This is a genomic window from Thermogemmatispora onikobensis (assembly GCF_001748285.1).
Taxonomy (GTDB): Bacteria; Chloroflexota; Ktedonobacteria; order Ktedonobacterales; family Ktedonobacteraceae; genus Thermogemmatispora; species Thermogemmatispora onikobensis.
In genome coordinates this window covers 85,686-100,152 of sequence record NZ_BDGT01000011.1, presented here as the reverse complement: position 1 = coordinate 100,152, position 14,467 = coordinate 85,686, and the positions used below count along the sequence as shown (strand labels likewise).

Annotated in this window: 14 protein-coding genes; 7 read left to right on the top strand and 7 right to left on the bottom strand. The window is 63.6% G+C overall.

Translation table 11 applies throughout. The features are described from left to right. Positions 1-34: 34 nt before the first annotated feature. Positions 35-1,966 (bottom strand): chloride channel protein, encoded by a 1,932-nt coding sequence (locus BGC09_RS07225; RefSeq protein WP_069803218.1) that lies wholly within the window; start codon positions 1,964-1,966, stop codon positions 35-37. A gap of 89 nt (positions 1,967-2,055) precedes the next feature. After that, positions 2,056-2,685 (bottom strand): TetR/AcrR family transcriptional regulator, encoded by a 630-nt coding sequence (locus BGC09_RS07220; protein ID WP_069803217.1) that lies wholly within the window; start codon positions 2,683-2,685, stop codon positions 2,056-2,058. Between the two features lie 851 nt (positions 2,686-3,536). Here BGC09_RS07220 and BGC09_RS07215 point away from each other — a divergent pair. Then, positions 3,537-4,247, top strand: coding sequence for an HD domain-containing protein (locus BGC09_RS07215; protein ID WP_069803216.1), 711 nt, complete (start codon positions 3,537-3,539; stop codon positions 4,245-4,247). A 46-nt stretch (positions 4,248-4,293) separates the two neighbouring features. Here BGC09_RS07215 and BGC09_RS07210 read toward each other — a convergent pair whose 3' ends face one another. Next, positions 4,294-4,524, bottom strand: a complete 231-nt coding sequence (locus tag BGC09_RS07210; RefSeq protein ID WP_052889598.1) for a tautomerase family protein — start codon at positions 4,522-4,524, stop codon at positions 4,294-4,296. Positions 4,525-4,664: 140 nt separating this feature from the next. On the opposite strand from BGC09_RS07210, the gene BGC09_RS07205 reads away from it, so the two are divergent. After that, a complete protein-coding gene (locus BGC09_RS07205) occupies positions 4,665-5,024 on the top strand; it encodes a tautomerase family protein (protein WP_439959663.1) in 360 nt (119 codons plus the stop codon). A gap of 103 nt (positions 5,025-5,127) precedes the next feature. On the opposite strand, the gene BGC09_RS07200 is transcribed toward BGC09_RS07205, so the two are convergent. Both BGC09_RS07200 and BGC09_RS07195 read right to left on the bottom strand, forming a co-directional pair. Beyond that, complete coding sequence (locus BGC09_RS07200; protein WP_069803215.1) at positions 5,128-6,183, bottom strand: hypothetical protein; 1,056 nt, start codon at positions 6,181-6,183, stop codon at positions 5,128-5,130. Positions 6,184-6,228: 45 nt separating this feature from the next. Continuing rightward, entirely contained in the window at positions 6,229-8,382 is a 2,154-nt protein-coding gene (locus tag BGC09_RS07195) for an AfsR/SARP family transcriptional regulator (protein WP_069803214.1), read from the bottom strand. Between the two features lie 582 nt (positions 8,383-8,964). On the opposite strand from BGC09_RS07195, the gene BGC09_RS07190 reads away from it, so the two are divergent. The 5 genes from BGC09_RS07190 (at position 8,965) to BGC09_RS07170 (ending at position 13,129) form a co-directional block, all read left to right on the top strand. Further along, a complete protein-coding gene (locus BGC09_RS07190) occupies positions 8,965-9,486 on the top strand; it encodes a response regulator (protein ID WP_069803213.1) in 522 nt (173 codons plus the stop codon). Between the two features lie 88 nt (positions 9,487-9,574). Continuing rightward, positions 9,575-9,988 carry a response regulator transcription factor gene (locus BGC09_RS07185; protein ID WP_069803212.1) on the top strand — a complete coding sequence of 138 codons (414 nt, stop codon included), beginning with the start codon at positions 9,575-9,577 and terminating at the stop codon, positions 9,986-9,988. Positions 9,989-10,220: 232 nt separating this feature from the next. Beyond that, positions 10,221-11,102 carry a class I SAM-dependent methyltransferase gene (locus tag BGC09_RS07180; protein WP_069803211.1) on the top strand — a complete coding sequence of 294 codons (882 nt, stop codon included), beginning with the start codon at positions 10,221-10,223 and terminating at the stop codon, positions 11,100-11,102. A 105-nt stretch (positions 11,103-11,207) separates the two neighbouring features. Next, positions 11,208-12,107: a class I SAM-dependent methyltransferase gene (locus BGC09_RS07175; protein WP_069803210.1), complete on the top strand. Its 900-nt coding sequence runs from the start codon at positions 11,208-11,210 to the stop codon at positions 12,105-12,107. Positions 12,108-12,244: 137 nt separating this feature from the next. Continuing rightward, positions 12,245-13,129, top strand: a complete 885-nt coding sequence (locus BGC09_RS07170; protein ID WP_069803209.1) for a class I SAM-dependent methyltransferase — start codon at positions 12,245-12,247, stop codon at positions 13,127-13,129. Positions 13,130-13,331: 202 nt separating this feature from the next. Here the strand turns inward: BGC09_RS07170 and BGC09_RS07165 are convergent, their stop codons facing one another. Continuing rightward, positions 13,332-14,216 (bottom strand): TIGR03560 family F420-dependent LLM class oxidoreductase, encoded by an 885-nt coding sequence (locus tag BGC09_RS07165; RefSeq protein ID WP_069803208.1) that lies wholly within the window; start codon positions 14,214-14,216, stop codon positions 13,332-13,334. 21 nt (positions 14,217-14,237) lie between these two features. Next, positions 14,238-14,396: a hypothetical protein gene (locus tag BGC09_RS22805; RefSeq protein WP_176728867.1), complete on the bottom strand. Its 159-nt coding sequence runs from the start codon at positions 14,394-14,396 to the stop codon at positions 14,238-14,240. Positions 14,397-14,467 lie beyond the last annotated feature (71 nt).

Sequence of the window (14,467 nt, the reverse complement as noted above, 5' to 3'; positions counted from 1 at the left end):
GCGACAAGCGCGACTCTCGCCTTCTCTTCTCGCCTCAGCCCTCTCCCGAGAGGCCCTGGCCGCTTTCCCTCCCTGTCCCAGCCTGCACCAGAAGGGAGGAAGCAAACGGTTCAGGCTCAGGCCCAGGCTCAGCGGACGGAACAGGAGCCGTGCGCGCCGCCTGATAGGCCCGCAGGATCGAACGAGCGGAAACGTAGCCAAGCAGGCGCCGGGAGCCAGCGCGCTCCTCCACAACCGGTAACCAGTCGTAGCGCTGGTCCACCAGCATGGCCAGCACCTGATCCAGCGGGTCTGTAGGCGCAACCGCCAGGGCTTGCCGCGACTCAAGCAGTTCCGTCACGCGCCTCCGCTCCCGCTCGCTGGCTTCCACGGCCAGCACCTGCGCCAGCGTCAGCCTGCCCAGCCAGGCCCCTTGCTCATCGATGACCGCCGCACTGTCGATCTTCCACTCCCTCAGCAACGACTCGGCCTGGGAGAGCGATAGGTCACTGCTTAGCACAGGCTCAGGAGGCAGCAGGGCCTGACGAACCCGGAGCAGCGAGAGCAGCGGAAAGGCCCAGCGCCGGCGATGGGCCGGCGAATCGGCGCGCGTCTTCAACTGACTGCTGTAGATCGATTGCTCGCCGACGGTCAGCACGGCTACCCCCACAGCCAGCATGGCCGGAGCCAGGAGCGAGAGATTGCCTGTCATCTCAGCCACCATCAGCATGACCGCCAGCGGGGCGTGAGCAATCCCGCCGAAAAGCGCCATCATCGCCACGATCACAAACGGAGCAGGCACCGCCGGTATGCCTGGCACCAGGGGACTAAGCAGGCGCCAAAACGCTGCCCCCACGGCAGCCCCGATCACCATGCCGGGGCCGAAGATGCCCCCCGAGCCACCGGAGCCGATGGAGAGGCCGGTCGCCAGGATCTTGAGGAAGGGGAGCGCGAGCAACACCCAGAGCGGCCAGGCGCTCAGGCCCGCTTGCATCCAGAGCTGCACCCAGCCATAGCCCATGCCCAGTACCTGGGGAACCGCCAGGCCGATGAGACCCACCAGCAGACCGCCCAGAGCCGGTTTGAGCCAGCGCGGGAGCGGCAGACGGTGAAAGAGGGCCGTCAGTCCGTAGAAGCCCGTGGCATAGGCCCGCCCAACCAGGCCGCAGCCTACTCCCAGCAGGCCATACCAGAGGAGCTGCAGGGGCGAGCTGAAGGCCAGGTTGGCAGGAACGGCAAAGATGGGACTCCAGCCCGAGAAGGCCCCAAAGACACTATAGCCGACAATGGAGGCGATCAGCGCCGGCAGAAGCGCCTCAACCTCTAGATCGTCCTTGTAGAGGATCTCGGCAGCCAGCACGGCCCCCCCAAGCGGCGCCCGAAAGATGGCGCCAATACCGGCGCCGATCCCTGTGGCAATCGCCAGACGGCGCTCGTGGGCCTCAAGATGTAGCAGCGTCGCCAGGAGGGAGCCGAAGCCAGCGCTGATCTGGGCGGCAGGCCCCTCACGCCCGCCAGAACCACCGGAGCCAATGGTGATGGCCGAGGCAACGAGCTTGATGAGGGGAACACGCGCCCGGATCGGCCTGCCCTGATGAAAGGCCGCGATGGCCGCATCGGTCCCGTGCCCTTCAGCCTCGGGCGCCCAGAGAAAAACGATGAGGCCGGCCAGCAGACCACCACCGGTCGTCACCAGCGGCAGCAGCCAGGGACGAGCTGCACCCCACAATGGCGCCCAGACCGTACTGCCTTCACCAGTCGGATCAGGCGGTCGATAGCCAATCAGTACGCCAAGGAAAAAGGCGCTCGCCAGGTGAATGGCCTCGAAAAAGGCGATGGCCCCCAGACCAGCTACCAGACCAATGGCACTGCTGAGTAGCAGCCATTTCCAGAGCAGATAAGGACGCTCTACTCCTTTCTCGCGACGCTCCCGGCCCCCACGACGCTCCCAGCGCCGAAGGCCGACGATCAGTCTCTCGCTCAGCATGCGGTATCTGCCTCCTCTGTATGATGATGGGTGGGTGGTCAGTCAAAATCAGCGCCAAAAAGCGAGCAGGGAGGGCGCGCCACCGCGCTTTATTCCTGCCGATCAGGGGAGCGGCGGGCTGAGGGCGCGAGACCATGCAGGATGAAGTCGGCCACCGCCCCGGCCTGGTCCGCGAGCACAGAGGCCGGGTAGCCCAGGACGCGCGCCGCCAGGACGTAGGATTCGGTCACCGAGAGCACCATCAGGGCGCTGGCCTCTAGCTGCTGGACGCTCAGCTCGCCCCGCTCCTGACCCTCGGCGAGCAGACGGGCAATGGCCGCGACGTACTCCCTCAGTAGGGCCGTCGCCTCTTGTTGGAAGAGGCGGTTGACGCCATAGAGCGCGCTCATGAAGACGTGGAAGCTATCGCTCTCTTGCTCCGCTAGCCTGACAAAGGCGAGAAAGAGACCCTCCAGGCGCTGCTGCACGGTCTCCCCCGCCGCCAGAGCGGCACGGATCTCTTGCAGGTGGGCCTGAGCAATGAAGCGCAGCATCTCTAGAAATAAGGCTCTCTTGCTCTCAAAGTAGAGATAGATGGTCCCCTTGCCAATCCCGGCCTGCTCCGCAATGAGGTTGATGTTGGCCTGCTCAAAGCCCAGGCGCGCGAACTCCCGGGCCGCTATGCGCAGGATACGCTGGCGCGTGGCTTCGCGCGTCTGCTCGTCGACGATCTTCGGCATGGTCTGGCTCCTTGACAGCGGCTGCCTCCGCTTGAGGGTCCACCGTTTTTGGTGAGTGACCGGTCACCCATATTCAGGGTACGCCCAGGCCACACCACTTGTCAAGGGCAGGCAGAGGGGAACCAGGAGAAGAGCCAGGAAGCCACTCCAAAGGAGGGGAGACAGGCAGGCCAAAAAGAGCGGTGCCGCGACTGAATCAGAGAGTCAGCCACGGCACCCGCCTCTGACCGAACGAGGAGTCCCCGGGAGAAAGAGGTTGTGTCTGTGCCCCTCCTCTCCCGGGCCGGGTCCTTCCCTTCGCTTGCTTCATGCCCGGCTTGCTGGCCACGTCAGGTACGGCGGCACCCCCTTTGCCCTGCTGTCTCCACCGCCGCTCCCTTTCTTGACGGCAAGCCTCTTTGCGCTTCTCTCTCCCAGGTCACCGCTCCTCGCCCTGCAGAACCCGCCAGGCAGGTTCTGCAGGCTGGGGGAGGGAGCGAAAGCATCCTTGCATTTCTGTTGGTGACGAAATCGGTACCGCAAACGATTACGTAAGCGGTTTCAAATAGAATATAGTCGGGGAATGGGCTTTTGTCAAGGCCCCGGCGAAAATTTTCAGGGGGAGAGATGGGTGAGGTGGCGCGAGGAGCGCGAGGAGATGGGTGCGGAAGGAAGGCCCGGGCTTCGGGCAGAATGGCCGGCGATGGTGTAGAATGGATCTGCTTAGGCTGAGTGACGCTGACCAGGGTGGGTCGGTCGAGCCAGGAGGGGCGGCGGCGCTGTCGCCCTGGCCAGGCGGCTCGCATGGGTGGGGACCGATGCCATCAAGTGCGAGCGGAAAGACAGTGTAGAAAGGACGATGTTGCACGTCAATGACAGAGGCTTTCGATAGAGATGCTGTGTTGGGGCAGGTGTACCGCGAGGTGGAGGAACGTTTTCTGAGGTCGGGGAGGGTCGATCTGGCGCACGGCTGGGATCATATTGAGCGTGTCTATCGGCTGGCGCTGGCCATTGCGCAGCGCGAGGGGGCGGATCGCTTTGTGGTGGGGACGGCAGCCCTGCTGCACGATCTGGGACGGGTGGCGCCAGAGGAGAGGGCGCTCACTGCTCAGGCGCCTGCTGCTCAAGGGCGGCATCATGCTGATCTGTCGCAGGAGTTGGCCGCTGAGCTGCTGGCCGCTTATGGGGTGCCGACAGCGGAGCGCGAGGCGATTCTGCATGCGGTGCTGGCCCACAGCTTTAGTCGCGGGATCGAGCCGCAGACGCTGGAGGCGCGCGTGGTGCGCGATGCAGACCGCCTGGACGGACTGGGGGCGATCGGGGTGATGCGTTGGGCGATCACGGGGACGCTGCGGGCAACGGCGGAGACGCGCCCGTATGATCCGGCTGATCCGTTTGCGGAACGGCATACGCCCGATGATCGGCGCTATCTGCTGGATCATTTTTATACGAAGTTGTTGCACCTGGGAAAGACGATGAGTACGGCTACGGGGCGGGCGCTGGCTCAGGAGCGCCTGGCGTTTATGCAGCGCTATCTTGAGGAGTTTCGGCGAGAGCTGACGCTGGCTGGCCTGCCCGGCTGAGATGAGACCCGGCCTTCGGGAAGGCCGGGCGGCTTGCGACGGGCGTTTAGTCTTTCTTCTCGCCGCCACCGTCGGGCTGCTCGTCGCTGGCAGCGGGCGGTCGTTCGTACAGCCCTTCCAGGCCCTCGGATGGGGTGTCGAGGAAGAAGAGGCGCAGGCGCCCGGGCGGGGTGCCGAGGACTTCGTGGAAGATTCTGGTGGCTTCACGGGCGAAGGCCCGTTTCTGGTCGGCGCTGAGCGGCCTGTCGTCGGCGCGCAGTACTTCGAGCATGGGCATCGGCGTCCTGGCTCCTTTCTGGTTTGGTCTGGCCTGATCTGGCGCTGCGTTGCTACCTGTTGGCCCCACCAGGCAAGGCGCTGGCGGGCCAGGGCTGGCGAGCGCGCACCGGCGCTCATCTGCGGCGCTGGCTGTATTGTATGTCGCCGGCCACGGTTCTGGCAAGCCAGGCAGAGAGCAGGCAGGACCAGGGAAACTGCGACGCGACGGCTGGCGTCTGTGCCAGACTGAGAGGAGAGGGGTGGACAGCAATCTGCTGCTATGCTATGGCCGAAGCGGAGAGTGAAAGGAGATGCGCGATGCTTGTTCTCAAGGTGACTATTATGGAGGGCCGCAGCGCAGAGCAGAAGGAGCGTTTGATCCGGCTGCTCTCGGAGGCGGCAGGGCGCGAGTTGGGCTATCCGGTGGAGGAGGTGCGCGTCATTATTTATGAGGTACCAAAGCGCAATTGGGGGATCGGCGGTCGTTCGGTGGCCAGCCGCGAGGAGGGCGGCGGCTAGGGCCGGCGCCGTGCCGATCCGGCGGCTCGTTATGTGCGGATGATGGGGACCAATTTGGGCCGCTCCTTTGCATCTCTGGGGGAGTGGTGGCAGGCGTTTCTGTTCACCCTGAGAGCACCAGCTCCCCCAGCTCCCTCACTCGCTTCTCCCCCGGCCACCGCTCTAGCGCCCTCTTCCAGTTGCTCACCAGCTCCTGCCTCCTCTTGCCGCTCCCCAGCCTCCTCGCCCCTTCCGCTCCCTCTACCGTGTAGCTCACGTACTCCTCTAGCTCCCCCCTCCCTATCGCCGCCTCCCCTCTCCTGTTCACAATCTCCAGACGCAACCGTACAGGGACCGGTCTCCGCCAGCCATCAAGCTCGCCTAAAGCCTGCTCTGCCGATCGGCAATGTTCCAACATCCTGCCATACCTGCCCAGCTCTAGATGCACAAAGCCCGCGTAGAGCATGTGCATATGGTACCCTTCCTGAGCGGCCAAAAAGATAGGCGTCTCCTCAGTATACGAGTCCTCAACGGCATACAGCCGCGCTGCACTGAGCATCTTCAGAGCTTCCCGCTCTTGCCCCTGCTGAGCATAGGCACGCGCTAAACCGCGCAGCACAATATTCTTCGAGAGCGCAGGCAATGGCTCCATCAAGCTTTCAGCCTCTAGATAAGCTTCCAGCATCTGTGCAGGAAGACCACACCAGTAAGAGGCCACCCCTAGCTCTGTCAACGTCTCTACCAGAAGCAAACGATGAGCAGAGAGACGACTGAGCACAACAGCCTCTTGAGTAAGACGCCAGCGTTGCTGGAAACGCAGGCGATGATGTTCTACCAGTGAATACAATAAGCACGCCTGCGCCGCCAGATAGGCCGCTTCTCGCTGCACCCCCGACGGCTCATATGCCCACCTCCTCAGCAGCGGCAGATAGCTCCCTACCGTCCTCTCGACCGCCTCTAACTCCCCCTCATTGAGCAGATGCCAGCAGGCTGTGATGCTCCCCGCCACCACCGGCAGCACCTCCTCTCTCACCCTCCCCTCCTTCATCCCCTCCCACTCCCAGCCCCAACCTCCTCCTCCGCTCCCCAGCCCCAGCAGCACCTGCGGCATCCCCGCCAGCAGCAACAGCGCTTGCCTCCTCGGCAGCCTCCTGCCTCCTTCTCCCTCTCCTTCCTTCATCGCTCCCTCTCCTCTCTCTTCCCGCTCGCCTGCCTCTCTCTACCTCTACACCCCTAGCACCAGCTCCCCCAGCTCCCTCACTCGCTTCTCCCACGGCCACCTCTCTAGCGCCCTCTTCCAGTTGCTCACCAGCTCCTGCCTCCTCTTGCCGCTCCCCAGCCTCCTCGCCCCTTCCGCTCCCTCTACCGTGTAGCTCACGTACTCCTCTAGCTCCCCTCTCCCTATCGCCGCTTCCCCCCTCAGATTAAGAGCTTCCAACCTAATACGTCCTGGCACACTGACCACGCTCACCATCTCCTCAACGCCTGCTAGCCGTCGTTCCGCTTCGAGGAGATGACTCTTCTGCTCTCCATATTCACCGAGACGTAGGTGAATATATCCCCCGTAGAGAGGTTCCCTGTAAGCGCCTTCGTCGAGCAACACACACACTGGTAAAGACTTGGTCCCTTCCCATCCCTGGAAGTGCTCTCGAGCCATCTCGAAAGCTTTCAAGGCTTCTCCAGCCATCCCCCGATCTGCATAGGCCCGTGCTAGGCTCATGAAAGCCCTCCCGCGTAAAGGAGCGGGCACAGTTTCGGCCAGACTACACGCCTCCTGAAAGCTCTCCAGCATCGACTCACTCTGGCCAAGCCAGTAGCAGGCCGTCCCTCGGTCGATCAGCGCTTTTACAAGCAACACAGGCCCACTAGCAAGACGACTTAAACTGACTGCTTCTTCACAAAGGTACTTTCTTCGCTGGAACTGTAGCCGATGGTAGGCAATTAAGCCCTCTAGCAAGCACGCCTGTGCCGCCAGATAGGCCGCTTCTCGCTGCACCCCCGACGGCTCATACGCCCACCTCCTCAGCAGCGGCAGATAGCTCCCTACCGTCCTCTCGACCGCCTCTAACTCCCCCTCATTGAGCAGATGCCAGCAGGCTGTGATACTCCCCGCCACCACCGGCAGCACCTCCTCTCTCACCCTCCCCTCCTTCATCCCCTCCCACTCCCAGCCCCAACCTCCTCCTCCGCTCCCCAGCCCCAGCAGCACCTGCGGCATCCCCGCCAGCAGCAAGAGCGCTTGCCTCCTCGGCAGCCGCTGCCCCTGCGCAGCCCTTGTCTCTGCCTCGTGCTCCCTGCGCTCGCTCATCTTCAGCTCCTCCTGGATCTCTCTCTCCAGTTCCTGCAGGCTCCCTCGCCGCTCCCTCCCCCACACCAGCGGCCAGACCAGCACCCTCACCCCACACTCCCCCTCCTCCTGCTCCCTACCCAACGGCAGCAGCCTCCCCTGCAGCTCAGGCTCCCCCTGCGGAACCTCCTTCCTGCATCTCTCCTCTCGCCGCTCCTCCGCGCTCGCTCCCTTACTTCCCTCCCAGTATACCACAGCCTCCCCCTGCACCACCACCAAGGTCCTTCCCTCACCCTGCTCCCTCAGCCTTCTCACCTGCTCCTTCCCCTCCGCCGTCAGCGGCACCCCCTTCTGCTCCAACCTCTTCAGCCCCGCCTCTAATACTCTCTCCGCCCTCTCCCTCTCTCCCCGTCTCATCCACCAGCCATACACCTCTAACAGCGCCTCCTCCCTAAACGGCTCCTCCTCATACAACTGCCGATACTGCTCCCCCGCCTCGCTCGCCATCCCCGCCCTCTCATAGAGCCTTCCCAGGGCCAGCCCTGCTCTCCAGCGCTCACCCGCCACCCACTCCCGATACGCCACCGCCCACAGCGCCCCCTGCCCCTCCAACAGCCGACCCCGCCGAAACAGCCTCTCCGCCTCCTGCAAGCACGGCAAGGCCTCCAGGCTCTCCAGTCCCCTTCCCCTCGCCTCCCTCACCAGCCTCAGAGCCTCATCCACATCCGTCCAGATCCAGCCCTGATCAGCCAACTGATACCCCTGGCCACACGTCTGCAACAACTCCCTTCGCCCCAACAGCTTCCGCACCTGCCCGGCCCCCGTCAACGGATAGCGCTCCATCGCCTCACTCGGCTCCTCCCTTGGCCACAAATCCGCCAGCAACTGCTGCCGCTCCACCCTGCGCCCATGCGCGCACAGCAAGCGCTGCAACAGCGGGCGTGCATAAAAATACGTTCGCCACACACTCCCCGGCAGCGCCCGCCACGCCCCATCGGTCCCCCTCAGCTCCACCACAAACGGCCCCAACATCCACACTCGCACCAGCGGCAAGGAATCACCCATCTTCAGAAGCAGCTCTTTTCCGGCCATAGTCGTCTCACCGCCTTCTCAGTCCCAGCCGACGCCCCAGCCCAGGTTCGCGGCAGGCAAGCCAGCGCGTCCCCGGCCAGGTTGCGGCAAGCATCACGCGCCACATCGCGCGCCACCTTCGCCGCAGAGTCCATAACGTGCCAGGTTCAACACCGTGCGCTTTGATTATAGCAGATACATCTGCACATTGAAAAGTAGTTTCCATCATCAATCGTCCAAATTACACAAGAGCAAAAGAGAAGCGAGCGGGCGGCTTTAGTTGGACAAGAAGAACCATCACCGTCTGCGATCGACGTCAGGAGTGCCACCTCTACTTTTGCTGCAAGCTCGTCCTGCTATAGCAATAAGCGGCGGTCTGGCGCTCGCCCGCAGGAGGCCCGCAGGCTCCTCGCCTCTCCCCGGGTGATTAGCTGCCTGGCGGGCGCCAGCCGTAGCTGACTGACTGACTGAGCGAGCGACTGAGGCAGGCCCCAGCGGGCAAGCCGCGCCAGAGAGTGGGCGGGCTGCTGATCAAACAGACAAACACGCGAGCAGAGCGACAGAGTACCCGCCAGAGAGAAACAGCCAGAAAGGAGCAGTGCCATGTCAGGAACAGTAGACATCATTGACGACTCAGCCGTCTGTCGTCTCATCATCGCCCTGGCCCTACGGCGAGCCGGCTTTCAAGTACGCTGTCACAGCGACAGCCTGGCCGCCCTGCAAACCATCGCCCGAGCCGAAGAGCCGCCGGCCCTCCTCCTCATCGACCTCATGCTCCCCAAGCTTGACGGCTACGAACTGACCCTTCTCATCCGCAAGCAGCCGCGGCTCGCGACCGTCCCCATCGTCCTCATGAGCGCGCGCCACGGCCTGCGCGAGCGCCTGCGTGCGCGGCTCGTGGGAGCCAGCGCCTTCCTGGCCAAGCCCTTCAACGTCGGGCACCTGGTCGCCCTCGTGCGCCGTCTCACCGCTGCCAGCGCCCCGCCGGGCGGCCCCGCGGCGCCCCCCATGCCCTCACCAGCGCCGCAGGTTTCGCCTCTCCTGCACGCGCCTTTCATCGTTGGCAGTCAGACCCTACCCACCCCTGTGCCCATGCCAGACGGCGGTCACCGGCCATACAGCTAGCGGACAGAGAAGCCTCAAGCCGAACGCGACCCGACAGGTCGCATCAGTGCAGAGGCCAGAAAGAAGAAGAGGAGGAGCTAGCCAGGACATGGGCCAGCGCCAAGGCTATCATCGCCAATGGGGACCGCGCGAGCCAGGGCCGCCGCGGCCTCGCGAATGGGAGGTCCTGCTCCTGCTGCGTCAGGGGCTGGAGGACGAAGAGATTGCCAGGCGCATGGGCATCACCGCCAGCACCGTGCGTGGTCACATCTATCGCCTGCGCGATCGACTCGGAGCCAACACACGCGCCGAGCTGCTGCGGCGCATCCCCTGGGAGCAATGCCCGCCCGAGCTACTCGCCAGCCTGGGCCAGACCATACCAGACCAGCAACAACATCGAGCTGCGTCCTTCAGCCAGCCGGGCAAGGAACAGCGAGCAGACAGAGAGGCAGAGGACAGCAGGAGCGCCACCTGTGCAACAGCCCCCATAGAGAGGAGAGAACCGTCTCATTCTGAACCGTGATCCACTGGCCCACAAGGTAGCAGGGGACGAAAGAAACACGCTTGCCAGGCGTGACACAGGCTGGTATGCTTTTGGCAGAAAAGAGCAAGATAGGCGAGACCTTCCCCCGCGGGCCGGTGACGACTGCAGCGGACGCCGCAGGCACGGAAGGATGAGCACGCCCTGGCTTGCTCTCTTCTCTCCCAAGCACCACCAGATGAGCTGAACAGAAGAAGAGGAGATCTGCTAGCATATGTCTGCTGCTGAAGAATCTGCGACCCCCAGCCAGCCCGCCAGCGAGGGGGGGACCTACTTCATCAATGCCGAAGAGGCGGCAGAGCTAGCCCGCCTGATGCAACAGGATCGCCTGGTCACCGAAGCAATGGGGGGCCTCCTGCCCGAAGTGGAGACGCTACCAGCCAGCGCCCAGGTGCTTGACCTGGCCTGCGGCCCCGGTGGCTGGGCCCTGGAGCTGGCCTTTCACTATCCCGAGGCCGAGATCATCGGCGTCGACCTCAGCCCGAGCGTCGTCGAATACGCCAACGCGCAGGCCCGCTCGCGCGGCCTCAGTAACGCCCACTTCGCCGTGATGAACATCACCCGGCCCCTCGCTTTCTCCGACGCCTCCTTTGACCTGATCAACGCCCGCTTTCTGGCCGGCTTCATGCGGCCCCAGGACTGGCCCCACCTGCTGACCGAGTGTCGCCGTCTCCTCAAGCCCGGCGGCCTCCTCCGCCTCACCGAAAGCGAGTGGGGCCTGACCACCAGCCCGGCCACCCAGCGCTACTACGCGCTCTGCTCCTCGGCCCTTAAGCGAGCCGGACAAAGCTTCTCCCCCGACGGGCACCTCCTGGGAATCACCCCCGTCCTGGCCCCCCTGCTGCGCCAGGCCGGCTTCAACGACGTCCGCCTGCGTGGCGGCGTGCTGGAGTGGTCCAGCGGGACCCCCTACCACTACAGCACCTTCAAAAATATATTCGTCATGTTCGATCTACTGAAGCCATTCCTCGTGAAGACGGGCGTGGCTCAGGCCGAGGAAGTGGACACGCTCTATCAGCAGGCGGTGGCAGAAATGCAGGCCGACGACTTCTTTGCGGTCTGGTTTTGGGTGACCGCCTGGGGACGTCAGCCATGAAGAATCAGGCCGAGCGCCTGTCATCAGCCTCAATCAACAGGTCCTTCTTCTTGCCTGTCTGACAGCAAGACAAGAGCGGAAAGGAATAGAGGGAGAAACCAAACCATGACCGACACACGAGAAAACGAGGGGCTTGCGCAAGCCGGAGCGTCTCAGACCGACCTCACCTATCCTATTGATACCGAGAAGGTTGACGAATTAGCTCGCCTGATCCAGCAAGACCGTCTTGTGAACGAAGCGATGGGCGGCCTCTTCCCTGAAGGCCAGACCCTGCCCGAGGGTGGGCGCCTGCTTGACCTGGCCTGCGGTCCTGGCGGCTGGGCCTGCGAAGTCGCTTTTCAGCATCCTTCCGTCGAAGTGATCGGCGTCGACATCAGTCCCAGCACCGTCGAGTACGCCAACACGTACGCCCGCTCGCGCGGCCTCTCCAACGCCCAATTCCAGGTGATGAACGTCAAGGAGCCGCTGGCCTTCCCCGACGCCTCCTTCGACCTCATCAACGGGCGCGCGCTCTTCAGCTTCATGCAGCCCCAGGACTGGCGGCGCCTGCTGGCTGAATGTCGCCGTCTCCTCAAACCCGGCGGCATCATCCGCCTCACCGAAAGCGAGTTCCCTCTAACGAGCAGCCCGGCCACCGAGCGCTATTTCGCCCTGATCGCCGCCGCCCTCCAGCGCGTCGGTCAGAGCTTCTCGCCCGACGGGCGCCACGTCGGCATCACCCCCGTCCTGCCCCGCCTGCTGCGCCAGGCCGGCTTCAACGACGTCCGCCTGCGCGCCGGCGCCGTCGAGTGGTCCAGCCATACTCCCATGCACTACGCCTTTTTTAAAGATCTCTTCGTCCTCTTCCAACTGATCCAGCCCTTCCTGCTCAAGACCGGCGTCATCGCTCAGGAAGAGCTGGAGCCACTCTATCAGCAGGCCATCGCCGAGATGCAAGCCGACGACTTCCACGCCATTGCCACCGGTCTCACCGTCTGGGGGCAACAGCCCCAAGCCAGCGCCTGAGCAGGCGAAGAGTCTGCCCTGTCCGCGTGGCAACCAGCAGGATCAGACGCCAGCTACGGGCGGCGTTCAGTCAGCAAGTCAAGAGAAAGGAAAGGAAAGGAAAGGAAAGGAAAGGAAAGGAAAGGAGCACCAGGAACATGACAGCATTTGAGCCAGAATCTCAACCCCAGCCTCAGACCAGCACTTACCCCATCGACGCAGGTCAGGCCGAAGAGCTGGCCCGCCTCTTGCAACAGGACCGCCTCATCACCGAAGCGATGGGCGGCCTCTTCCCCGAAGGCCAGACCCTGCCCGAAGGCGGGCGCCTGCTTGATCTGGCCTGCGGTCCCGGCGGCTGGGCCTGCGAAGTCGCCTTCCAGTACCCTCACGTCGAAGTGATCGGCGTCGACATCAACCCCAGCACCATCGAATATGCCAGCACCCAGGCCCAGGCCCGTGGCCTCCCGAACATCTCCTTTGAGATCATGGATATCACCCAGCCCCTGGCCTTCCCGGATGCCTCCTTCGACCTCATCAACGGGCGCTCACTCTTCAGCTTCATGCGGCCCCAGGACTGGCGGCACCTGCTGGCTGAATGTCGCCGTCTCCTCAAACCCGGCGGCATCATCCGCCTCACCGAAACCGAATTCGGCCTGACCAGCAGCCCGGCCACCGAGCGCTATTTCGCCCTGATCGCCGCCGCCCTCAAACGGGCCGGTCAGAGCTTCTCGCCCGACGGGCGCCACGTCGGCATCACCCCCGTCCTGCCCCGCCTGCTGCGCCAGGCCGGCTTCAACGACGTCCGCCTGCGCGCCGGCGCCGTCGAGTGGTCCAGCGACAGCCCCATGCACTACGCCTTTTTTAAAGATCTCTTCGTCCTCTTCCAACTGATCCAGCCCTTCTTGCTCAAGACCGGCGTCATCAGTCGCGAAGAGCTGGAGCCACTCTATCAGCAGGCCATCGCCGAGGCTCAGGGCGAGGACTTCTGCGCCATCTGGCCCTGGCTCACCGTCTGGGGGCAGCAGCCCAACGCTACCGCTTAAGCAGGCTTGCCAGCCCTCTTCACAGCTAGCCGGGCCAGACTGCGGGTCAGGGCCCAGCCAGACCCAGACCCAGCCAGGAACAGCACTGCGAGCAGAAGGGGAAGGAGTCCCCAACAGGCATACCATGAATGAGCCGCGGCGGCCTCCTTCTCCCCTGCCTTCCCCCTGACCCTGAACCAGCCCTTCTGCGCCAGCCTCCTGCCTAGAACTCAGCCACTGCCGGAATAATCTCCTTCGCAAAGACTTCCAGCGGCCTCAACTCGTACAGATCCGGCAGATTGACAATGGCATGAGTGAACCCCATCGCAGCCAGATCCTTCAAACGCGCGCGCACGCTCGCCGCCGTATCGCTGCCCGAAAGATGGACGGTCGACAGAGACGTCTTCTCGACCGTAGCATAGTCGCGGCCCACGCTCTCGCAATGCCCCTTAAGCGCATCGAGGGCCTGCTGCATCCTCTCCCGACCGAAGCGCTCACTAATATTACAGGCATCGGCATACTGAGCCACCAGACGCATCGTCTTCTTGGGACCCGAACCGCCGACCATCACGCGCGGATGCGGCTGAGAAAGCGGGCGAGGATTATTCGTAATGGCGGGCGCCACAACATGCTTCCCCTCAAAGGCGGTCTGATCGCTCGCCCACAGCGCCTTTGCCAGCTTCAGCGTATCCTCCAGCAGCTCAAAGCGCTCCCCCAGCGGCGGGTAGGGAACACCCCAACCGCGAGCCTCCTCCTCGTACCAGGCGGCCCCCACACCGAAGTAGGCCCGTCCACCAGAGAGAATATCGAGCGTATTCACCGTCTTCAGCAGCACCGAAGGATAGCGATAAATTACCCCCGTGACCAACACCCCAAGATAGGCCCGCTCAGTCAGCCCGGCTAAATAACCGAGCGTGGTATAGCACTCCAGCATGGGATCGGTATACGTTTCCCCGAACAAACCCTGAATCTGGTAGAAATGATCCATGACCCAGAAGCTATAGAAACCCGCCTCCTCCGCCCTCGTCACCACCTCCTTCAACAGAGGTCGGATCGCAGCCGTCCCACCAGGGCACTTGAACGAAGGAATCTGCAGTCCAACGTACATCAAAAAAACCTCCTCTAAGAGTTACCCTTTGGCAGTCAGCGAGCAGACGTCGTGCAGCTCCAGCCCAGCCCTCCCAACAGCGCCGGAAGCTCCGCCACCCTCCAGCGAGCGAACCAGACCTGTCGCCCGGTAGACGCTCCATTGTACACCCGCCCCGACTGCCAGCGTTAGGCCAATCATAGCGATTCTTTGGCGGATTCTCCAAGGTTCTCCCCCCAAAGCCGAAGCGCCGGCCCCCAGCCAGCAGCAGA